General features: G+C 64.8%; 19 protein-coding genes. 9 read left to right on the top strand and 10 right to left on the bottom strand.

Annotated features, from left to right (window positions below; genetic code table 11):
• The first annotated feature begins 99 nt into the window (after window positions 1-99).
• Both GAU_RS14430 and GAU_RS14425 read left to right on the top strand, forming a co-directional pair.
• Window positions 100-420: a hypothetical protein gene (locus GAU_RS14430; RefSeq protein WP_015894622.1), complete on the top strand. Its 321-nt coding sequence runs from the start codon at window positions 100-102 to the stop codon at window positions 418-420.
• Window positions 420-770, top strand: coding sequence for a (2Fe-2S) ferredoxin domain-containing protein (locus GAU_RS14425; protein WP_041265560.1), 351 nt, complete (start codon window positions 420-422; stop codon window positions 768-770). The genes GAU_RS14430 and GAU_RS14425 overlap by 1 nt, the downstream gene beginning before the upstream one ends.
• Window positions 771-774: 4 nt before the next feature.
• Here the strand turns inward: GAU_RS14425 and GAU_RS14420 are convergent, their stop codons facing one another.
• Together GAU_RS14420 and GAU_RS21655 are read right to left on the bottom strand one after the other, a co-directional pair.
• Window positions 775-1,614, bottom strand: coding sequence for a zinc metalloprotease HtpX (locus tag GAU_RS14420; RefSeq protein ID WP_015894620.1), 840 nt, complete (start codon window positions 1,612-1,614; stop codon window positions 775-777).
• Entirely contained in the window at window positions 1,611-2,027 is a 417-nt protein-coding gene (locus GAU_RS21655) for an HNH endonuclease (RefSeq protein ID WP_070105006.1), read from the bottom strand. The genes GAU_RS14420 and GAU_RS21655 overlap by 4 nt, the downstream gene beginning before the upstream one ends.
• A gap of 24 nt (window positions 2,028-2,051) precedes the next feature.
• Here GAU_RS21655 and GAU_RS14410 point away from each other — a divergent pair, with 24 nt between their 5' ends.
• Window positions 2,052-2,363 carry a hypothetical protein gene (locus tag GAU_RS14410; protein WP_015894619.1) on the top strand — a complete coding sequence of 104 codons (312 nt, stop codon included), beginning with the start codon at window positions 2,052-2,054 and terminating at the stop codon, window positions 2,361-2,363.
• 64 nt (window positions 2,364-2,427) lie between these two features.
• Here GAU_RS14410 and GAU_RS21120 read toward each other — a convergent pair whose 3' ends face one another.
• From GAU_RS21120 to GAU_RS14395, 3 genes are all read right to left on the bottom strand, one after another.
• A complete protein-coding gene (locus GAU_RS21120) occupies window positions 2,428-3,921 on the bottom strand; it encodes a cyanophycinase (protein WP_052574471.1) in 1,494 nt (497 codons plus the stop codon).
• 99 nt (window positions 3,922-4,020) lie between these two features.
• The gene (locus GAU_RS14400) at window positions 4,021-4,767 is read right to left on the bottom strand and encodes a TonB family protein (protein WP_041265558.1); all 747 of its coding nucleotides are present in this window, start codon (window positions 4,765-4,767) and stop codon (window positions 4,021-4,023) included.
• A 193-nt stretch (window positions 4,768-4,960) separates the two neighbouring features.
• On the bottom strand, window positions 4,961-5,665 hold the full coding sequence (locus tag GAU_RS14395; RefSeq protein ID WP_052574470.1) for a TVP38/TMEM64 family protein: 705 nt from the start codon (window positions 5,663-5,665) through the stop codon (window positions 4,961-4,963).
• A gap of 15 nt (window positions 5,666-5,680) precedes the next feature.
• Here GAU_RS14395 and GAU_RS14390 point away from each other — a divergent pair, with 15 nt between their 5' ends.
• Window positions 5,681-7,393, top strand: a complete 1,713-nt coding sequence (locus GAU_RS14390; protein WP_015894615.1) for an amidohydrolase — start codon at window positions 5,681-5,683, stop codon at window positions 7,391-7,393.
• Between the two features lie 81 nt (window positions 7,394-7,474).
• Here the strand turns inward: GAU_RS14390 and GAU_RS14385 are convergent, their stop codons facing one another.
• Window positions 7,475-10,270 (bottom strand): M14 family metallopeptidase, encoded by a 2,796-nt coding sequence (locus GAU_RS14385; RefSeq protein ID WP_156799049.1) that lies wholly within the window; start codon window positions 10,268-10,270, stop codon window positions 7,475-7,477.
• Between the two features lie 223 nt (window positions 10,271-10,493).
• Between GAU_RS14385 and GAU_RS14380 the strand changes: the two genes are divergently transcribed.
• Entirely contained in the window at window positions 10,494-10,982 is a 489-nt protein-coding gene (locus GAU_RS14380) for a hypothetical protein (RefSeq protein WP_015894613.1), read from the top strand.
• 134 nt (window positions 10,983-11,116) lie between these two features.
• Here GAU_RS14380 and rpsD read toward each other — a convergent pair whose 3' ends face one another.
• The 3 genes from rpsD to GAU_RS14365 all read right to left on the bottom strand — a co-directional run bounded on the left by rpsD (window position 11,117) and on the right by GAU_RS14365 (window position 15,344).
• A complete protein-coding gene (gene rpsD / locus GAU_RS14375) occupies window positions 11,117-11,734 on the bottom strand; it encodes a 30S ribosomal protein S4 (protein WP_015894612.1) in 618 nt (205 codons plus the stop codon).
• A complete protein-coding gene (locus GAU_RS14370; protein ID WP_015894611.1) occupies window positions 11,731-12,138 on the bottom strand; it encodes a hypothetical protein in 408 nt (135 codons plus the stop codon). The genes rpsD and GAU_RS14370 overlap by 4 nt, the downstream gene beginning before the upstream one ends.
• 239 nt (window positions 12,139-12,377) lie before the next feature.
• Window positions 12,378-15,344, bottom strand: a complete 2,967-nt coding sequence (locus GAU_RS14365) for a S9 family peptidase (RefSeq protein WP_015894610.1) — start codon at window positions 15,342-15,344, stop codon at window positions 12,378-12,380.
• Window positions 15,345-15,569: 225 nt separating this feature from the next.
• On the opposite strand from GAU_RS14365, the gene GAU_RS14360 reads away from it, so the two are divergent.
• A complete protein-coding gene (locus GAU_RS14360; RefSeq protein WP_015894609.1) occupies window positions 15,570-16,556 on the top strand; it encodes a DUF4412 domain-containing protein in 987 nt (328 codons plus the stop codon).
• 85 nt (window positions 16,557-16,641) lie between these two features.
• Here the strand turns inward: GAU_RS14360 and GAU_RS14355 are convergent, their stop codons facing one another.
• A complete protein-coding gene (locus GAU_RS14355) occupies window positions 16,642-18,786 on the bottom strand; it encodes an alpha-ketoacid dehydrogenase subunit alpha/beta (protein WP_015894608.1) in 2,145 nt (714 codons plus the stop codon).
• Between the two features lie 189 nt (window positions 18,787-18,975).
• Here GAU_RS14355 and GAU_RS14350 point away from each other — a divergent pair, with 189 nt between their 5' ends.
• From GAU_RS14350 to GAU_RS14340, 3 genes are all read left to right on the top strand, one after another.
• Window positions 18,976-19,473: an HIT family protein gene (locus GAU_RS14350; protein WP_015894607.1), complete on the top strand. Its 498-nt coding sequence runs from the start codon at window positions 18,976-18,978 to the stop codon at window positions 19,471-19,473.
• A gap of 140 nt (window positions 19,474-19,613) precedes the next feature.
• Window positions 19,614-20,132 carry an HNH endonuclease gene (locus GAU_RS21115; protein ID WP_052574469.1) on the top strand — a complete coding sequence of 173 codons (519 nt, stop codon included), beginning with the start codon at window positions 19,614-19,616 and terminating at the stop codon, window positions 20,130-20,132.
• Window positions 20,133-20,180: 48 nt separating this feature from the next.
• Complete coding sequence (locus tag GAU_RS14340) at window positions 20,181-22,193, top strand: DUF3857 domain-containing transglutaminase family protein (RefSeq protein ID WP_015894605.1); 2,013 nt, start codon at window positions 20,181-20,183, stop codon at window positions 22,191-22,193.
• Window positions 22,194-22,228 lie beyond the last annotated feature (35 nt).

Below are 22,228 nucleotides of genomic sequence, written 5' to 3'. Positions count from 1 at the left end.
TTTCCGGCGTGTATGTCGGTATCGGTGCCGCGGAGCGCTTCGTAGTTTCCATGGACCCGCCACACCGGCAGTTCGCGTTTCCCTTTCCGCCTACCCCTCATGGACCTCGATCGAGACACCGTAGCATCGGCTGTGGTAGGCACCGGCGGTGCCTGGCTGCTCGGCTCGGCCGTGGTGCACGCGCAGTCGGGGAAGTGGAACAGCACCCAACTCAAGGGGCTCGTCTATGCCGGTGCCGGTTTCCTGATGGCGGCCGCCGCCCAGCGGTGGCTGCAGCACACGGGCAACCGTGGTATCGTGGTCTCGCTCATGGGCACGTTGTTCGCCATGCGCGGCATGTATCTGCTGGTGCGTGAACGGGCGGCCGAACGCGCGCGTCAATCGGGTGATCAGCCCGGTAAGCCTCGTCCGCCGGAGTGATGGCCACAGGAGCAGCTCCGCAGCCGTTCATGGAGCCATACGCCCGACATGTGCTGGTCTGTGTCGGGCAGTTCTGTTCACCGAATCGTGATGGGCGGGCAATCTATTCGCGACTCGCGGCGCTGCTGCAGCGCGAAGGCTTGCTGTTCGGCCCCACTCGCGTGAAGCGCAGCGAGGCGCCGTGTCTCGGCGTGTGCGCCGGCGGAGTGGTTGTTGCCGTGTACCCCGAGGGGGTGTGGTATGCTGGCGTGACAATGGAGTTGCTCGAACGCATCGTGGTCGAGCATCTCAAGCAGGGACGCGTGATCGAGGAGGCCGTGTTTCACCGGCTTTCCCCGAACACGCGCTGAGCGACTAGGCCGCCAGAGCCTGCAACGCCGCCACCCGTTCCGCCGTGGGCGGGTGCGTAGACATCCACTTGCTGATGCCGCGCATGCTGAACGCCGCCAGCGGGTTCACGATGGCCAGCGTGGCTGCACTGGGTGACACCTGCATGGGAATGCGGCGTGCACCCGATTCGAGCTTGAGCAATGCGTTGGCCAAGGACAACGGACGTCCGCTGATTTCTGCGCCCACCGCATCGGCCTTGAACTCACGCTGACGGCTGATCGCAAACTGGATCACCATGGCCACGATGGGCCCGATGATCAGCATGGCGATGCCGGCGACAGGATGTACACCGTCGTCATCGTCGCTGCGGCCGCCGAAGAAAAACGCGAACTGCGCGAGATTGCTCACCGCACCGGCCATGGTGGCGGCGATGGTCTGCAGCAGCATGTCGCGATTCTTGATGTGGGCGAGTTCGTGTGCGATCACCCCTTCGAGTTCGTCTTTGCTGAGCGCGCGCATGATGCCCTGCGTCACGCACACGACGGAGTTCTCGGGATTGCGGCCGGTGGCGAACGCGTTGGGCTGGTCCTGGGGGGCGATGGCCACGGTGGGCATCGGCAGTCCGGCGCGCTGACGCAGGCGGTCCACCATTTCGTACAGCTCGGGCGCGTCCTGCGCCGTGACCACCTGTGCGCCGTACGAGCGCAGTACCATGCTGGACGAGCCCCAGTACATGAACAGGTTCATGCCTGCCGAGAGCAGGAGGGCGAGGATCGCGCCCTGGCCACCGCCGAGGGCCTGGCCGATGGCGACCACGAGGCCGGTCAGGCCGGCCATGAGGACGAAGACCTTGATGTTGTTCAACTGCTATCCCCTTCTATGCTGCTGTCTTGCGAATGATGCCTGGATAAGACATCGGCGATGGCCTCGGAGCTGCGCAGCCCACGGACCCCCTCCACGAGTTCCGATGGGGCCTCCATCACGCCCCGGCGCACAAGCTCCTCAGCCACCGCCTTCAGATGTCTTGGCCATACATACCGGGCCAGGGCGAAGAAGTTCCGGCGGGCCTCCGGTTCCTCCATCAGGAAGACGGGCAGGGAGCGGCTCCCCTTGCGCGTGTTGCACCCCCTGCAGGCGGTCACTACGTTGCCCGGAGATCCGTCGCCGCCGCGCATCCGCGGCTGCACATGGTCGATGCTCAGGGCTTCTGCGTCGTGCACGGTGCCGCAGTACACACAGCGATAACCGTCGCGGGTAAAGATCTCCGAGCGCTTCACCGCGTCTCGTCTCCCTTCGTCACAGTGAACCTTCCGGATCGCGGCCGTCGCTACGTGCTGCAGCATTTGACGAGGTTTCTCGACACCGAAGAAAGCGTCGAGACCGTCGATGATGTCCCGCCCCGTCTGACCTTCAAAGCCCTCGAGGCCATTCGTATGTCGCGCTCCCGTGATCGGATCATGAACAATCTCGAAGAGATGTACCGCGAAGCCTTCGAGCGTGCCAAGGCGTCCGGCGATCCGTCACAGATGACTGCCCTCGACTTCTCGTACCGTCGCGAACAGTTGTATTTCGAGATCCTGCTCGACGTGCGTGACGCGATGGAGAAGCGCTGACGCGTTGATCCGCTGCGCCGATGTGCCTGCATGGGCAGGCACTCGGTGTTGTAGGCAGGCAAGATCAGCGCGCGTCCAGCAGACGCCGGGCCAGCAATTCGGCGGGAACCTGGGCGTTGGCCGAGGCATCGCCCAACAGCACCAGCACGACTGCGCGCTGCTGAGGAAATCGCAGCCACGCACCACCGGTGCCACTGGCACCCGCAAATGCCCGTTGCCGTGCCGTTGCCCCCCACTGGTCGATCACGAATGGGGCAGGCGGTGTGACCGTGTCCGCAGCGCCGGGCCGGACCACAAAGCGTCCGAGATCGAAGCGGTAGAGGTCGTCGACATTGCCGACCCAGAGTCGGGTTGCCGCGCTGAATTGCAGCCGTTGCGTGCCGCCGATGGCCTGGACTCGGCGCACCGCGCTCGGTGGCACCGTGCCGGCGCTGTCGGGCCCCAGGGCGCTGTTGAGCACCTGAGACAACGCACCGAGGGCCATCAGCGGGGCGCCGGTTTCCGGCGTGAACCGCGCCTGCACAGGCACGCCAAATGCGCGGTTCACCAGCACCTTGCCGTCTCGGGCCACCAACACGGTTGCCCCGCCTCGCACCGGGTCCCGGTAGGCTGCAAACACCGAGTCCACAAAAGCCGCCGAAAGCCCGGTGCCATCCCCGGCGCGCGACATGATGCGGCGTGCGCCCAGGTTGTACCGATCTCCCGGATGCAGCGTGAGGAACGGGCGTCCGGTGTCGTTGGTGTCGCGCCCATTGTATACGAATGCCTTGTTGCGCCCGATGACCTCGGCCGTATCGCCGCGCACCACCCAGGCGGTGCCCTCGTCTTCCGAGATCGCCAGCAGGTCAGGACGACGCGACGTGACCGAGTCGTGCAGGTCGGGCAGGCGTTCACGTGCCACCACGTGCTGATCGATGGCGGTGCCTCGCAGATACCCAAAACCTTCCAGGTACTGCGGGTGATTCATGATGCGGTTGTCGTTCGACGGGGCACCCCGCACCAGATAGCTGCCGAGGATGCTGGCGCCGGCGGAGGACCCACCCACCACACCACCGCGTGCCAACACCGCCTCGAAGGCGCGCTGACTCTTGGTACCCCCGTACGAGTTCACCAGGCGATAGTGCCGGCCACCGCCAAACCACACGCCGCGGGCATTGGCGATCTTCGCGACGAACGTATCGGCGTCCGCCACGGCACGGTTGGTCGTATGAAAGACCACCACATTGCGAGCGCCGGCCGCACGCAGCCCGCGTCCGACCGTACTGACGTCCACCGAGTCGGAACCGGCGGTAGGCACTTCCGCGATGAGTGCGTCGGGGCCGCCAGCGAGTTCGATGAAGCGGGCAAAGATCTCGGGACCCTGTGCGCCTCCGCCTACCACCACCACCGATCCTCTCGCCGGTCCGACACGTGGGGAGCCGTCACCCGGTGCCGACGGATCGACACTCCGTCCACTGCACGCACTGGCCAGTGCCGTCGCCAGACTCAGAAGGCCAAGGTGGCGCGACAAGGTGTGTGTCGCGCCACCAGGAAAGAGATGCCGAGTCCCGACGATCATGAGGCGAGCCCAGAAGAGGACGTGAATGCTCACGAACAACCTGCTGGAATAACGTCGGTCCGAGGCCTGTCGCTGTCGAGAGTGCTGATGGTGGTGATTTCAGTGCAGCGTGAATTGAAACGGCTGCTGCACCAACTGGGCCACACGACGCCCTGCGATCTCGGCCGGCACAAAGCGCATGCGGGTCAGCGCGCTACGTACCGACGCGGTGAACAACGGGTGATCGCTCTGCAGCGCGGTGAAGGTGTCCACGATGACACGTCCCGTCGAATCGACCACGAACTGCGCCAACACGGTGCCTTGGGTGCCCACCGAGCGGAGCACCTCCGGAAATGCCGGACCTTTCCCCGGTAGCACCATTACCGGCTTCTCGACCTGCGCCTCCGAGAAGTACCCATTCGTCGACGGCACCACCGAGCCGGTCCCGGTGCCCCCCGGAACACCGAGCGGAGAGCCGCGGCGTCCGGTCGCGAAGTCGGCTTCCGAGGTGGGCGCCCGCGAAAGATCGATCGCCGGAATGGTATTCGGAATGTCGATGATGGTTGGCAGGGCTGGCACCAACGGCGCGGCGGCGATGGACGGCGCGGTATTTGGCACCGCGGTCGCAGGCGTTGTGGTGGCCGGCGGGGTTGGATCTTTCGGCCGGTCCACGGTGGTGATGCGCAAGCGTTCCTGCGGGGGAGCCTTCTCCGCGGGGCGATCGTGCGTCGCCGTGAGCAGAATGAGCGTTGTCGCCAGGGCACCATGAATGAGGACAGAAACGGCCGTGCTGCCGGCGCTGCCCCCTGTGCGTCCGCGAACCTGTTGAACGGTGGCCGCGCGCGATTCAAGCAAGAGTGTGAACATGCAATCTCCTCGATGATGGTTGCGTCGAGGATAGGACGGCATGATGAGACGCCGATAACGACCGGATGACCGGCCCGTGATCTCTGCGTTAACGCTCGCTGTGCGTTGCATTAACGCGCGCTGAGCGGCGCGTTACGGAACGATGAGGACGGGTGCGGCGTCGCTCTACGCGCTGCAGGGCCGCCGCAGCGCTTTATGCGCCCGCATTGCCACGATCGGCATCACGCAGTGCATTCTGGGTGATGCGTGCCAATAACACGCCCAACAGCACCGTTGCACCAATGCCCACGACGAGCAGCCACGGCGGCAGTGATTGTTCGTTGGGGCCACGTGTGCCGGCATGCCCCAATGCGGCGTACGCGCCGATCACCGGCAGCATGCCCACCATGGCCAACACAAAATCGCGCAGGCGCACGCTGGTGGCCCCCAGCGCATAGTTCGACAGTACAAACGGAATCGCCGGCGAGAGGCGCAACAGGAACATCAGCTTGAGGCCGTCCTGTCCGACCACCCGGTCGATCGTGGAGAGGGTGGGGTGCTGCGCGATGCGCTGGCTCACCCACCTGCGCAGGACGGTCCGGCCGAGCAGGAACGCCACCGTCCCCCCGATCGTCGCCCCCAGCAATACCAGCAGTGCTCCTTCGGCGATCCCGAACACCGCTCCACCGGCCATGGTGAGCAGGAAGGCCGGCAACATGCAGATCACGACCGCCACGTAGGCCCCGACGAAAGCCACCGGTGCCCACGGCCCCAGCGTATGCACCCAGTTGCTGAAGCTCGGCAGGTAGGGTGTCGCGAGCTTGCCCACCGCCACGCCGAAGACGATCGGGATAGCCATGCCGACGACGCGCGTGAGCGCCCGGATCAGAGCCATCGGCTCGCGCAAGGAGAGTGGCATGGCCACAATATAGCCATGACCAACTCCTTCATCCGTACCCACCTCCGTACCAACCTCGCCACGCACCGTGGGCGACGCCTGCTGACGGCGGCCACCGCCTGCGGTCTGGCCGTCGGGGCCGCGGCCTGCGCTGATCGTCAGAGCCAACCCACCACGCTGGCCATCGTCAACGGCCGTGTATGGACGGGCGACAGTGCCACGCCGTGGGCCGAAGCGGTGGCGATCGCCAACGACCGCATTTCGGCCGTGGGCACGTCTGACGAAATCCGGCGCATTGCCGGAGACGCCGAGGTGGTCGATGCCCAGGGCGGCATGGTGACACCCGGGTTCATCGACTCGCATGTGCACTTCATCGATGGGGGACTGGCCCTGTCGTCGGTCTCACTGCGTGATGCAAAAACCCGTGAAGAGTTCATCACGCGCATCCGCGACTATGCCCGCACTATTCCCAAGGGGGAGTGGATTCGCAGTGGCGACTGGGATCACACCAACTGGGGTGGTGAGCTGCCCACGCACGCCTGGATCGATTCGATCACGACGGACAATCCGGTGTGGATCAATCGGCTCGATGGACACATGAATCTCGCGAACCGTTTGGCCATGGAGGCCGCGAAGGTCGACCGTACCACGCGCGATATCGCCGGTGGCTCCATTGTACGTGATGCGGCGGGCAATCCGACGGGCATCTTCAAAGACAACGCGATGTCGTTGATCGATGCGGTCGCACCACCACGCAGTGCGGCGGAGCTCGATCGTGCCCTCGATGCGGCCATGGCGTATGTGGCGGCGCGCGGTGTGACCAGCGTGCACAACATGGGCACCTTCGATCACATCGCCGTGTTCGATCGCGCGCGGCAGCAGAACCGGTTGCACACGCGCATCGTGGCGCAGGTGCCGTTGTCGCAGTGGGCGGCGCTGCGGGACACGGTGAAAGTCCGTGGGCGCGGTGATGCATGGTTGCGCATCGGTGGACTCAAGGGATTCGTCGACGGGTCACTGGGTTCGCACACCGCGGCCATGCTGCAGCCATTCACCGACGTGCCCACCGACACAGGGCTGTTTGTGACGCCAGCGGAGAGCCTGTACGCCTGGACGAAGGGTGCCGACTCCGCGGAGCTGCAGGTGGCGGTGCATGCCATCGGTGATCGGGCCATTCGCACACAGCTCGATGTGTTCGAGCGGGTGGCCCGCGAGCATGGGGCGCGCGATCGACGTTTCCGTATCGAACACGCCCAGCACATTGCACCGGAAGACATCGCCCGGTTCGGCCCATTGCAGGTGATCGCGAGCATGCAGCCGTATCACGAAGCCGATGACGGTCGGTGGGCAGAGCGGGTGATCGGCCCCGAACGCGCGAAGGGCACGTACGCATTCAAGTCGTTGCTTGCCACCAAGGCGCGCGTGGCGTTTGGCAGCGACTGGTTCGTGGCTCCACCCACACCACTCGAGGGAATCAAGGCCGCGGTCACCCGGCAGACGCTCGATGGTGCACATCCTGGCGGTTGGGTGCCTGAAGAACGCATCACCGTCGAGGACGCCCTGCGCGGCTATACCACCGGCTCAGCGTTCGCGGGATTCCAGGACAAGGACGTGGGCACCATCGTGAAGGGCAAGTTCGCCGATCTCGTGGTGATTGATCGGGATCTCACCACCATGCCGGCCGACTCGCTCGACAAGGCGCAGGTGAAGATGACCATCGTCGGCGGTGTCGTGCGCTACAAGCGCTGAACGATCCGCTGTGATGGCAAACGGGGGAGGTGGAGCATCGCGCTCCACCTCCCCCGTTCTCATTCAGCGTTGCGCTGAGTCTTACTGCACAGCCTTGTCGGGGCGCTTGAAGCCGCCGTCGAGGGCGTTCAGGAACAGCTTGTAGGTACCATGCGGCTGCGAGCGGAAGAGCACTTCCGGTCCGAACAGCCAGATGGAGCCCTTGCCGATCTGCGCTTCGGCCATCGCGGTGCCGCCCTTCAGCAGCTCCTGGCCCCACGCCCAACCCGACGTGAGCGGCTTGTCCGTGTCGAACGTGGCGATGGCGCGAACGCCCTTCGCCGCAGCGTCCGGTCCAAGCTTCATCACGGGGCTGTTGTCGAACATCACGCTCGGACGCGGCGCCATGCCGGTTGCGATCGTCATCGACGTGTCGACCTTCACCTCGAGCAGCGAGCCCGGGATGTAGTACTTCTCACCCGCGTATGCGCGGCCACTGCCATCGACGAGGTAGTTGTCGATGGGCAGCCCCATCGCCTTGCCGAGGCCGATCGACGAACCGATCGCGACCACGCGGCCACCCGCTTCCACGAACGCCTTGATGGCGGGCACCGACTGCTCGGCCGTCACGCGGCCCAACTGCTTGCGGTACTCGGCCGGGATCAGCGTCGTGTCGGGCGAACCACCAAACCCACCGCCGAAGCCCGGGCGATCGGTGAACATGCCGTCGGTGAAGACGAGCACGTCGTACTTCGCCTTCAGGTTGCCGGCGTCGAGCTCCTGCGGGAACACGGTCGCGAACGGATACTCGAACTTCTCGAGGATCAGGCGCGTCCAGCCACTCGGCATGTTTCCGCCGTAACGATCGACAAGGCCGATACGCAGCGGCGTCACAGGCTGCGACGCGGAGGGCTTGGCGTTGGCCGCGGCGAAGTTCACGCCGAGATCCTTGGCCGCCTGCGCCACGACCTTGTCGGCCGCACCACCAGCGGGGATGAACCACGAGCCGGCCGGCCACGTCACGTCGCCGTCCTTGAACGACGTCGGGATACGCGAGGCCTTCACCTTCACCTTGCCCAAACGATTGGCGACCGTGGCCGCGTCGTTCACGCCCGGGTGGATGAAATAGCCCGCCTTGCCCTTGGCGACGGTGCCCGCAGGCATATTCGTGATGCCGTTGACCTTCTCGAACGAACCGCTCGGCGGCGCGTCGAGCACGCGTTCGAACTGCACGCCCATCTGGTAGGCGAGCGTCCAGCCGGCGTTGTCGTACGGCGGGATCGGCGGGCCACCCGGATAGCGGAAGTCATTCGGGTGATCCTGCGGTTCGAACATGTCGAGCACGTGCGAACGGAACGCCTGGGCCGTGTTGATGACCCACGAGCCGGCCGGGAACTGCTTGCCGTTGGCCGAGAACGCCGCGTTGGCCTTGAGCACATCCACGCCCGAGTACTGGAGAGCGCGAATGAACTTCGTGGCCGTCGGGAAGTCGTTCTGCGCGCTGCTCAGGATGTACGCACGCGGATCGCGGTTTTCCGGCTTCTTGAGTTCGGCCATGTAGCGATCGTTGGCGACCGCGCTGCCGATGTTGGCCGGACCACCACCACGCGGGCCACCCTGGGCCGCCGGGGCGCCGCTGCCGGCACGGTCGGCCGTGATCTTCTCGACCATCGCCGCGACACGCTTCGGCGAGATGGTCCAGTTGTCCTTCTGGCCCGCCTTGATCTGGTCGTTGCCCATGACCCAGCGGTTGAACAGGAACGTCTCGCGGTAGCGTGACGCCATGTCGAGGAAGGCGTAGTTGGCCGACACCGAGTAGTCGACGGACTGGCGGAAATGCCATTCCTGCGGCTCGATGGGCACGGGCAGACCGGCCGAACGCACCTGACGCTCCGGCACCAGCGCGATGCGCATCGGCGTCGGGTTACCGATGGTTTCCGTGAGGATACCGATCTGGTTGTGGTAATAGCCCGTGGTGCGGAGGCCACCATTCCACCACGTCGAGTAGTTGGAACCGGCGCGGAACGTCAGACCCGGCTTGTGCTCGAGCACGAAGCGGTGGTTCAGCGCAGCGCCCACGAGATCGAGGCCCGTGATGATGGCCGGGTGGAACCAGAAGTTGGCGGGATCCCGGTACGGCGGCGCCGCCATCACCGTACCGGTCGGGCCGGTCTGGTGGTGGTTGTACATGATCTGCGGATGCCACTCGATGAACAACTGCTGTGACATGTTCCGCGTCTCGGCGAGCGCGTTCATGTACGAGTCGCGGTTGTTGTCGTGGCCCGCGTACTTCTCGTACAGGCGCGGGATCGTGCCGCTGGTGCGACGCAGCTTGTCGGGCTCCTTCATGTACCAATCCGAGACGAGCTCCATGCCGTCCGGGTTGGCGTGGGTCATGAGGATCACGACATCGTTCAGGATGCGCATCGTCTCATCATCGGTGCGGCTGGAGAGCTGCCACAGCGTCTCCGTGAGCTGCTGCGCGCCGAGCACTTCAGTGGCGTGCAGACCGCCGTCGATCCAGAACACGACCTTGCCTTCCTTCGCCAGCGCGGTGGCGGCGGCAGAATCGATGCCGTCGGCCTTGGCGAGCTTGGTGGCAATGTCCTTGAAGCGCGCCAGGTTGCGGTGGTTGGCCGGGCTGGTGACGATGGCCATGATCTGCGGCCGGCCTTCTTCGGTGAGCCCGATCGTGTCGAGCACCACGCGGTCGCTTTCCTGCGCGACCTTGGCGAAGTACTGGTGCAGCTTGGTGTAGTTGGGGAGCTCGTAGTCAGCTCCGATGTCGTGCCCAAAGAACTGCTTGGGCGACGTTCGCTGCTGGGCCGGAAGCGCGAGCGGAGCCGCGACCGACATGAGGGCCAGCGAAAGTCGGGTGACGCGACGCAGTCGAGTCATGCGAGGGGACGGGTGGAGAGGATGCAGGGACGGGCAGGTCCGGCGACCGGATACCCCGGAACGTGGCGGGACACTGGGGTTACGATGGGCGACCGGGGGGCGTTGGGCAAATCTACGGATGGCACCACGCCTTGGGAGCCGCGAATTTTGCACTCTTGGAATCACGCGCCGCCACCGGTCCGGCACGGCGCGACGTCCGCCCTTCTCTCGGAGAAATCCCCCGATGTTGCATTCGATTGCCCGTCGTGCTGCTGCGGTGACCCTGGTCACGCTGGTTCTGCCGATGGCCGCCCTGCAGGCGCAGGACAAGCAGCCGCCCGCCAAGGCGGCGCCGGCCATGGATCACAACAAGATGGATCACGGCGCGATGCACGGCGCCAAGGCCGATGCGTGGAAGGAACTGGATGCCTACCACATGCTCATGATGGCGACGTGGCACCCGGCCAAGCAGAACAACGATATGGCGCCGATTCGCGCCAAGGTGGGCGAGATGGTGGCCGCCGCCAAGGTTGTCGCCGCGTCAAAGGCGCCGGCGAGCTGTCAGAAGCCCGAGTTGGCGAAGGCGCAGGCCGGACTGACCGCAGAAACGGAGAAAGTGGCGACGCTCGTCAGCAAGAAAGCGTCAGACGCCGACCTCAAGACCGCCCTCAGCACGCTGCACGACAAGTTCGAGGTGCTGGAAGAGGGGTGCAATACGGGAATGAAGCATTAGTTCGGATTCGTTGTTTTGATTTCTAGAGGATGACAGGGAGGAGTTGGAGAGTGTGCGGGAAGCAGGAACCTGCTCCCTGCAATCTTTCCAACTCCTCCCTGTCATCCTCTAGAAATCAAAACGAAGAATCCTCATTACCGCGCGTAGTACTCCACGATCGCCGCATCATTGCAGGCAAATGGCACGCTCTCGCGCGTCGGCGGCGCGATCATGCGGCCTTCCAGCGGCGCATCATCCGTCTTGGCCAGCCAGCCCGGCAGCTTGACCTGCGGGCCACGCTGCAACTGCTCCTGGACGTGCGGGTTCTCCGCCATGCGCGGATCGAGCTTGATCATTTCGCCCGTGCGCAGGCGATAGCCCGGACGGTCCACGCGGCTGCCGTTCACGTACACATGACCGTGTACCACGAGCTGACGGGCGGCCGGGATGGTGCGGGCAAAGCCCAGTCGGAAGACCACGTTGTCGAGGCGCGCTTCCAGCATCGCGAGCATCACGTCACCCGTACGGCCCGGGCGGGTCTTCGCCATGGCGTAGGTTCGGCGGAGCTGGTTCTCGGAGATGCCGTAGTAGAAGCGCAAGGCCTGCTTGGCCTCGAGACGCAGACGATAGAGGCTGACCTTGCGACGACGCGCGGTGGACTGACCGTGCTGACCGGGCGGATAGGGCCGGCGCTCGGCGTCCTTGGCCGTAAGGCCGGGCAACTGAATGCCCAGACGACGAATGATCTTCAGACGGGGACCAACGCGGCTCATGAGTCTTCCTCCAGGGGTGACCACCGCCGGAAGGCGGCATCGGTGGGATCTTCGAGAATGGGGGCGTCCTCTGGGTCCTCGTCCTGCCCGAGATTGGCAAAGAGTCGGGCTCCGGCGAGGAGACGGTGGAGTTCGGCGACCTCTTCCCTGCGGAACCGGAATCCCGCGCCATTGTGCCCGAGCCAGATCACGGCGTGATCGCTGGGGGTGCTACCGGGTCGCATGCGGCCGGTATCGTAGGCGGCGACGGTGTCGGTAAGGGCAGAGAGGTCGGCGGCGTTCATCGAGAGGATGGCGTTACCGAACCGCAATTCGAACGCGCCGCACGCTCGGCAGCAGCGCACGAACCCGCGGCGCGATTCAAACAGCATCTCCTCGTGCACGTGCGGAAATTCTTCCGCCATGCTAGCCTCCGTGTTGGTTGAGAACGACTTTCATCTAACGAGATGAAGTATCAACAGTGAACAAGGATAAGAACACTCGGAATTATACGGAACTGGTTCATTCGGGTTTTATCGGGCATGCCAAAAAAGGGAGCAGGGAGGAGTCGGGGGCGCGGGAAGCCGTGACCTGCCTCCCGCGATCTCTCCAACTCCTCCCTGCTCCCTCTTGATATCAAACCCCTTCCTTACTGCCCCTTACTTCACATCGCGACCTTCTTCGGATCCAGCTTCTTCTTCTGATCCCGCAGGTGCTCATCCATCTTGAGCCGCGGAATGCCGTTCTTCAGCCACTCCGGCGCCGGCTGACCCTTGAGATACGAGTCCCAGTACTCCATCAGGCGCTGTGAGTAGTCGCGACGATTGCGTAGCTGCGACAGGCCGTGGTTCTCGCCCACGTATTCCAGCAGGATCACGTCCTTGTTGAGCTGGCGCAGCGTGTTGTAGTACGTGATGCCCTGATTGAAATCGACCGCGCCATCCTTGTCGTCGTGCAGGATGACCAGCGGCGTCTTCACCTTGTCGGCAAACCGGTTCGGGGAATTGCGCTCGTACGCTTCACGATTCTCGATGAAGTTGCCCTTGAAACGGCCCTGCGAGCTCTGGAAAATGCCTTGGTTCGCACCACCGGTGTTCCAGTACACCGAGCTGTACATGCTGATCATGTCGGTGAGCGGCGCACCAGCCACGGCACTCTTGAAGATGTTCGTCTGCGTGACTAGGAACGACGTCTGGTAACCGCCCCACGAATGGCCGTGCAGACCCACGTTGGCCGAATCCACGACGCCAGTGCGAATGGCTGCCTTCACGGCCGGCACCACACTCCACACCGCGCTCATGCCGGGGTCGTTCAGCTTGTACACGATGTCCGGCAGGAACACCGCATACCCACGCGAGGTGTGCACGCCGATCAGCGCGTTCGGTGAGCTCGAGAACGTCGGCGAATAGAACGAATTGAGATTGTCCGACTGCAACTCGTAGATGAACGTGAGCGTCGGGTACTGCTTGCCTTCCTGATAGCCGGCCGGCAGGTACAGCGCGCCCTGCAGCGAATCGCCCTTCTCCGTCACGTAGTTCACCAGACGCGAACCGGCCGACCACGCCACACCGTTCAGATTCGGGTTGGCATCGGACAGACGCACGGAATCGGCGAGTGCATTGGCGCCGAAGCTCACGCGCCAGTAGTCCGGGAAGCGTGTCGACGTCTGAATGGTGGACACCCACACGTCGGCGTTCTTCGCCCGAATCGGTGCGTACCGCGCGTCACGCCACCCGGTGACCGATACCACGCCATTTTTCGCCGGATCGATACGCACCACCGATTCTTTCTTCGTGCGGGCCTGCATCGCCACGATGTAGACCGGCTTGGTCAGGTCGATCGTGCGGTCGGTCGGATCGGTGCGCACCACCCGGTTGTAGCGAATACGCTCCGCACGTCCGTTGCCAGTGAGGTTCGCCCAGCTCTTGCCGCCCAGACCCACACGCCACACATCGTAGTTGTCGCTGATCAGCACGAAGCGGCCGTCACGGCTCCAGTCGATGAAGTCCGTGGACGGACGATCGACATTGTGATCGTCTTCGGTGTCGATGAACGACGTCGGCGCACCAGCGGTGAGGTTGGTGACATTCTTCGTCGCCACGTCGTACGCATGGAAGTTGCCGTCATTCCAGAAAAGCACCGTGCGGCCATCCGGCGACAGCGACGACGTGCCAACCATCCGCTGCTTCACCGGCACCCGATTGCCCGTGCGTACATCGGTGAGATAGAGATCGCGGAACTGGATGCCGTCCACACTGGCCTGCCGCTCGTACGGCTGGCTTTCGCTGCTCAACAGCCAGCGGTCGTGTGCGCCCACGGTGCCCGTGCGTACTTCGGCGTTCGTGAGTTGCACGACCTGCTGAGTGGCCGGCAGATACGTGGCCATGAAAGAGAAGCCCTTGTCGGCCTGCTCCTGCACCAACTGCATGCTCTGGAGGCGCGGGTCCTTGTGGTGCCACAGGATCAGCGTTGGACGATCATCGTCTTCCAGTTGTTCGCTGCGTGGCAGCGGCGGCGTGGCCACGCGCAGACCGATGAGCAGTGCATCCTGCTGTTCGAGCCAACGCGGCGCACGATCGGGGCTCACTTCCATGCCGTTGGGCAGCGTGGCCTTGCTGCCTTCACCCACCGTCACCAACTGCTGGGTCGGTGCGCCCACGCGGGACACACCAACCGCGGTCCAGGCGGTGTCCGTCGCCGCGCTGTCGGCCGTGCCTTTGACGAACGCGAGTGCGTTGAGCGTGTCGCTCCACGCGAGGCGACGATAGAGCGCCTTGCCGGCATCGATCGACTTCACAACGCCGGTGGCCAGTTCACGGAGCTGCACCCCGTTGCCGGCCTGCTCGCGGGCATCGATGGCGTAGGCCAGCCAGCGGCCTTTGTTGTCGAACGCGAAGTCGGCCACATTGCCCACGTTGAACAGCGCGCTGGTGCCGAGTTCGTAGAGCAGCATGTCGGTGCCTTCCACCCGACCGCCACCGCCGCCGAGCGGGTTGCCGCCCATGCCCGGTGCGCCGGGAGCCGGGCCGCCGGCGCCACCGGCTCCGCCACCACCGGCCGGCGCATCGGGGCCAAACGCCTGCATGGCCAGCCACTGGGGCGTGTCACCACCAAACGCCACGCGACGCACACGGTCGAATTCGCGCTTGTCGCCCGTGGCGAGGTTCACCACCAGCGCCTTGCTCACCACCGGGCGGCGTTGCTGACGCAGCCGCTTCTGTTCCGCGGCCTTGGGATAGACCAGCATGGCCACCCACTTGCCGTCGCCGGCGAGTTGCAGGCTGGCCACGCTGCCGCCAGCACCCGGCCCGCCGCCGCCTGCCGGCACTTCACCGACCGGAAACCGCAGCTCTTTGCCGCCGGCCGCTGTCTGCTTCACCACGACCTCGGCGTCGCCCTCGTTGGGCACGACGAGGTAGGCGAACCAGGCGCCATCATGCGACAGGGTGGCACCGCGGATGGTTTTCCAGGCCGAGATATCGGCAGCGGTGATGGGATGCGTGGCGCCCTGTGCCGTCAGGGGCGTCAGGGGCGTCGCCGTTGCAACGGCGAGGGTGGCGGCCAGCACGGCCGCGTTCGACAGGAGCACGGACCGCAAGAGCGGCCGCGAGCGCCGGTGAGGCGAGGACATCGGAGCTCCGATTGAAGAAGGGACGCTCGAAGATACGCTCCGGGATGCCGCTTGCGCTGCTGTACGGTTCGCCAGTTGTTCGCTGGACGGCCACCGTTCGATTTCTGTCGGTTCCGTCACACTCCCGGCACGTTGCTTGCCGTCCGTCCCGGGACGCATAACTTCAACATGTTAGGGTGGCGCGTCTGCGCTGATAGCCCGCTCTTTGACGATGAGGAATTTCCGATGACACTCACTCTTCGCACCACAGCGGCGCTGTTGGCCGGCTCGGTGCTACTGACAGGGGCCAAACCCCTGCCCAAACACACGGCTCCAGTGGCACCGGCTGCATCGGGTGTCACGTTCACCTATCGCGTGACTTCCAGCAGCAGTGACAAGCGCACCCGTGAGTCGCGCAACATGCTGAGCACCGTGCGCATGCAGAACGGCAATGTGCGCATGGACTACACGGAAGGCCTCACGCCGCTTGGCGAAAAGAACGGTTACGTCATCGTACAGGGCGAGGCTGGTCGCTTCGTGGTGGTGAACCCGAAGGACAAGAAGGCGATGATCATGAGCGCCGAAAGCTTCGGCAGCGGCATGGGCGCCCTCATGAACAACCCGATGCTCAAGATGACCATGAGCAACACGTCCTTCCGCTTCAAGGACATGGGGGCCGGTGAAGCCATTCTGGGCTACAAGACCCGCAAGGTGCGCACCTGGTACACGAGCACCATGGAACTCAAGGCCATGATGATGCCCGACCAGAAGATCACCACGGCCGACTCCAGCGATCAGTGGATCGCGACGGGTATGGATCTGGGTGCCAAAGACATGGAGCAGTGGGCCAAGTCTTTTGCCTCCGGTGTGAAGGCCACCAATCCCGAGCTGGCCGCCGAGATGAAGAAGTACACGGCGGAATACGGCAAGTCGGGCATCGCGCTGCGCACCATCACGTGGTCCACGCAGACCGACAAGAAGGGCAAGGTCACGGCCGATACGATCTCGGCGGAAGTGACCGACCTCAAGACGGGCGCGATCGACGCGGCGATGTTCGAGATTCCGAAGGGCTACGAGGTGGTCGACATGTCCAAGATGATGGCCGAAATGTCGGCGTCGATGGACAGCGCCAAGGCTGCCGAAGGCAAGGATGGCAAGAAGGCCGAAGAGAAGGGCTCGGCCTCAGATGCGCTCAAGCAGGGACTGGGCGGATTGCTGCGCAAGAAGAAGTAGGGCACACCGCCCGAACGACAGAACCCCCGGCTCACTGATGTGGGCCGGGGGTTCGTGTTTACTGCCTCCGTCAAACTACGCCAACTCAGTACGCGGCAAGCTCCACGTACGCCTGACGGAACGTCTCCACCTGCGGCAGCGTGGCGTCTTCGAGCTGCGGGGCATAGCCCACCCACGAATCGGCGCTGGCAATGCGGCGCACCGGAGCGTCGAGCCACGCGAAGCACTCGTCGGCGATCTTGGCGGCGATTTCCGCGCCGTAACCGAACGACAGCGAGTCTTCGGTGGCCACGATCACGCGGCTCGTCTTCTTCACGCTGTTGAAGACCGTTTCCTGATCCCACGGCGAGAGCGTACGCAGATCGATCACTTCCACGCTCGGGCCGCCTTCTTCCGCGATCTGCTTGGCCGCCACCAGCGCACGCTGCACGGTCGCGCCGTACGTCACGAGCGTGATGTCGGTGCCCTCGCGCAAAACGGCTGCCTTGCCGAACGGGATCATGAAGTTGGGGCCCGGATACTGGCCCTTGTTGTACGTCTGGCGATACAGGTGCTTGTGCTCGAGGAACAGCACCGGGTCATCCGAACGGATCGCGGTGCGCAGCAGACCGTTCGCGTCGAGCGCGTTGCTCGGGCACACCACACGCAGGCCCGGGTTGTGTGTGAACAGCGACGCACCCGTCTGCGAGTGGTAGATGGCGCCGCGGATGTAGCCGCCGTAGGTGGTGCGCACGACCACCGGGGAGGTGAACGCGTTGTTGGAGCGCCAGCGCATCGTGGCCAGCTCCCCACGGATCTGCATGAACGCGGGCCAGATGTAGTCGAAGAACTGGATTTCGACGACCGGCTTGAAGCCGCGGTGCGCCAGACCGATTGCGCGGCCCATGATGTTGGCTTCGGCCAGCGGCGAGTTGTACACGCGCGCGCTGCCGAACTTGGTCTGCAGGCCGTGTGTCACCTTGAACACGCCACCCTTGCCCTTGACCTTGCCCAGGTACTGCTCGCGCGACACGTCGGCCACGTCTTCACCGAACACGAGGATGCGTTCGTCGCGGGCCATTTCGTCGCGCATGCAGGCGTTGAGCAGATCCACCATGGTGGTCGGCTCGCCGCTGAACTGCGGATCGTCTTCGGTATCGAACTGTTCCGAGGTCGGATCGACATCGGGCGAGTACACCGCGTACATCACCGAATCGGGTGACGGCTGCGGCTGTTCGAGCGCGTCGTCGGTAGCGGCCAGGATTTCGGCGTCGGCTGCATCACGGATGGCCTGAATCTCGGCTTCCGTGGCATGGCCTTCGGCAATCAACCAGGCCGGGAACGTCGTGATCGGATCGCGTGCCGCATCGGCTTCGCGCTCTTCGGGCGGACGATAGAACACTTCGTCGTCCGACAGCGAGTGCGAGTACGGGCGAATGACCTTCGCGTGCACGAGGGCCGGACCCTTGCGCTCACGGGCATAGGCCACGGCGCGCTGCATGACGTCGTACGACGCGAGCAGGTCGCAGCCGTCGACTTCCTGGATGTAGAGACCCGGGAACGACGACACCAGCTTGGAAATCGAGCCACCGGCGGTGTTCACTTCCACCGGCACCGAGATCGCATAGCCGTTGTCCTCGACGATGTAGACGACCGGGAGCTTGAGGTTGGAGGCCGTGTTGAGCGACTCCCAGAACTCGCCTTCGGACGTCGTGCCGTCGCCGGTGGTGACGATGGTGACTTCGTCGCCATGGAAGCTGTCGTCGGCCAGATCCGTCTTGGCGGCGCGCAGCGTGGCTTCGGCATTGCCGACGGCCTGGAGGAACTGCGTACCGGTCGGGGACGAGACCGAGACGATGTTCAGGTCCTTGTGGCCCCAGTGGCTCGGCATCTGCCGGCCGCCCGAATTCGGGTCGATGGCGGCGCCGACGGCGCTGTAGAGCATCTCGGCCGGCGTCATGCCCAACTGCAGGCAGAGCGCGCGGTCACGGTAGTACAGATAGAACCAGTCGTAGGTCGGCTTGGTGGCCAGACCAGCGGCGGTCATGATCGCTTCGTGCCCGGCGCCCGAGATCTGGAAGAAGATCCGGTTCTGGCGCTTGAGCTGAATTTCCTTGTCGTCGAGTCGGCGCGACGTGTACATCACGCGGAACGCGTCGAGCAGCTGGTCGCGCGAAAGGGCGGGCGCGCCCGGCGCCGGCTCTGAAGTCGCCGCCTGACGGGCGCGGCTCGGACGGGTCGAAGTGGCCATCGGTGGGATCTGAAGGGACGTCGGAAAAACGGGCAACTGTTCAACTTAGTGAAACGCGCTGAGGGGGGCAGAGGTTGACGTGCCCCCGGTCGGGCTGCAGTCGGCGTGTCGGCGCTTGCCTCCAGGTGCGACGCCGGGCAGGTTGGCACGGAAGCCTGTCGACTCCTCCGCCACTGTCCCGCACGCGCCATGCACGCGCCCACTGCTCCACTCAAGCCGTCCACCGGTCATTGCATCTTTTGCGATCTGATCGGCGGCGCCGCCGAGGTCTCGATCTGTTTTGAGGACGCGACAGCGATCGCCTTCCTCGATATTCAGCCGGTCAACCCCGGCCATGTACTGGTCGTCCCACGTGAGCACTACGAACGGATCGAGGAAGTGCCGAAGTCGCTGAGCACGCATTTGCTCGACGTGGCACTGACCCTGGTGCCCGCGCTCCAGACCGCTTCTGGGGCGCCGGACATCAATGTGGTGATCAAATCCGGCGCGGCGGCGGGGCAAGATGTGATGCACTACCACATTCATCTCATTCCCCGGCGCGATGGCGATGGCTTCGACATCCCCCTGCCGTTCCCGGCCTCCGAGATGCCCAACCGCCAGCAGCTCGACGGCATGGCGGCGCGGATTGGCAGTCTGCTGCGTGATCCCCTGGCCCGGACAGGCGGCGGCCACGGCAAGCGCAACTGAGGCGCTCTCGTCACGACGCCGTTTCGATGGTGTCGCACGGCCCGGTTCGGTCTTGACGAGAGCAGGAACGTGATTCAACGTGCGGATGTCGTCGAACAGCAGGCAGTCTCCAGGATCACCCCCGTGTGATGGCAAGGAGGATGATGCGCGCGTCGAACCGGAATCCGCTCAATCGCCCCGATGTGAGGCTCACTGCCTCCGCCGGGGCGTCGTCGTTTGTGGACCGTCGTAAGGCCGTTCAGGGGCCACGACGCTCTGCCCGCCGGTCGCTCACCAACCGGGCTGCGCGTTCGCCGCGTGGCCACGGACATTTTTCGCCGCTCGACCTCAAACACGCCCTGCGGCGAGAGGCGCTGCGGGACTGCGGACACCGCTGTGCGTATTGCGCCACCCCACTGCGCCTCGAGACGGCCACGCTTGACCATGTGATGCCGCGGTCCCTGGGGGGTGCCAACGAGTCGGGCAACCTGGTGGCGGCCTGTGCGCTCTGCAATCGCCTCAAGGGTGACCAGTTGCCCTTTGAGTTTTTCACCCGGCATCCGTGGGCGGGGGAGAACTTTGTGCGCCAGGCCCGGACGGTTCACCGGGCGCTCAAGCGTGGGGCGCGCCGGGCCATCAGTCTGGCATTTGCCCGAACCCAGGACGCGTTCGCGGCCTGACCGGCACGGAAGTGCTCCGCGTGGAGGGCGACCGTTTTATAGTTGGGAATGTCGCTTTCCGCGCGGCTCCGCCGCCTGCTCGATGTATTGACGCCTGCGTTCGCCTCCTGTCTGGCGATCACCGTTGGGGCAGGAGTCGCGCAGGGGCAGGGGTTGCCCAAGGCGCCGTCCGATTCGATCACGGCCCTCGCGCTCGATCCGACGCGGGTGCGTGGGGCTCCCTTCGTGGTATTGCTCGACGAAGGGGTGTTTCGCGTGGAACATGATGGCACGTGGCGCAATGAGGTGCGCCAGGTGATGCAGGTGCTCGATGCCAATGGCGTCGGAGCGCTCGCCGAACGCGCGCTGACGTTTGCGCGCAGCCATCAGCGACTCACGGTGCGTTGGGTGCGGGTGCTGCGGCCGAACGGTGAGGTCATCAGCGACCGCGCGGCGCAGGAACAGGATGCCGATGTGCCGGCTGCCATGAATGCGCCCATCTACCAGGATCAGCGGGTCCGACGGTTGTCGCTCGCGGGAGTCGCGCCCAACACCATCGTGGATATCGCATTCACGCTGGAAGAGCAGACGCCTCAACGGCCCGGCGACTTTCTGCATCGCTGGGCATTGAATGGTCTGTTTCCGGTGCGGCGTTCGTTGTTCACGCTCGATGTGCCGACCGGATACATGCCCACCATTGTCGAGCGCAACCTGGTGGCGCGTCGGCAGGAAGAAGACCGCGATGGTCGGCGTCGGTATCGCTGGATGGCCAATGATCAGACCCCACTGCGTGCGGAGCCATTCGCGGCCGACTCCAATGGTGTGGCACAGTCGATCACGGTGTCGGGAGCCGGGACCTGGAGTGCCGTCGCCGCGTGGTACAACACACTGGCCCGCGATCGCTACCTCGTGTCGCCGGCGGTGGGACGCGTGGTCGATTCCGTGGTTGCTGCGGCGAGTCCACGCAGCCGGGCCGATTCTCTGCGCGCCTGGCATCGCTGGGTGACGCAGGATATCCGCTACGTGTCCGTGGCACTCGGCATCGGCGGCTATCAACCGCGCACGGCCGATGAAGTGTTGCGCACGGGATTTGGTGACTGCAAGGACAAGGCCTCTCTCTTCATTGCGGTGTTGCGCCGTGCGGGCATCGAAGCGGAGCCGGTGGTACTGGCGCTCACCGGCAAGCCGGATCCGGCCGTGCCGAGCATCTTCCAGTTCAACCATGTCATCGCCGCCGTGCGTGATGGGGCGTCGTGGCAGTACACGGATCTGACGGCGGACATCTTTCCGTACAGCGAGATTCCCGAGTCCTATCAAGGCGCGTTTGCGATACGTGTCACGGCGGCCGGCGGTGCGGAACGGGTGACACTGCCAACGACCCTCGTCGCTTTCAATCATGCGCGCCAGCAGGTGGTGGCCCGCATCGATGCCAGTGGCGCGATGGTTGGCACTGTGCGCGAAGCGGCCCAGGGTGCATCGGCGCCGCCATTGCGTGCGCTGTTGGCCGCGGCGGAAGATCCCACACGCCGTCCACAGGCGGTGCGTGGTTTTGCGCAACGCATCGCCGGCAACGAGGCGGCGGGGAGCGTGACCATTGACTCGCTGGGAGGCAGCCGTGGGCGGGATCTCGCTACCCCGCCGCAGTTGCAATATCACATCCGCCTGCCCGATGTCGTGCGCACGGTCTCTGGTGTGCGTCTGTTGCGCCTGCCATTGTCCATGCGCGGTCCTGCCTCGCAGTTGCGCATCCTGGGCGGGCAGATCGATTCGGTTCAGCCGCGGCGGCTGCCGATCGATGCGGCGCGCATCATTCCGCCGGCTGCGGCGACCATCGAATGGCGCGTGACGCTGCCGGATGGATGGACCGTGGACCTGCCACCCAACGTGAACGCGACGAGCTTCTTTGGACGCTATCGCTCCACCTGGACGCTGGAAGGACAGGAGCTGCGCCTGGTGCGGGAGCTCGAGGGCGGACGTGGGGTGTTTGGCCCCCAACGGTTGCCCGAGGTGCGGGTGTGGTTGAAGTCGGTTGGTGCGGATGACCAGGAGTTTCTCACCTTGAAAGCCGGGCGCGCACCGTAACAGAATTGGCGCTCAACGTCGGATCGCGGAGGCAT

The sequence above is a fragment of the Gemmatimonas aurantiaca T-27 genome (genome assembly GCF_000010305.1).
GTDB lineage: Bacteria > Gemmatimonadota > Gemmatimonadetes > Gemmatimonadales > Gemmatimonadaceae > Gemmatimonas > Gemmatimonas aurantiaca.
The sequence above is the reverse complement of the archived record's forward strand: the minus strand, read 5'-3'. Positions and strand labels throughout refer to the sequence as shown.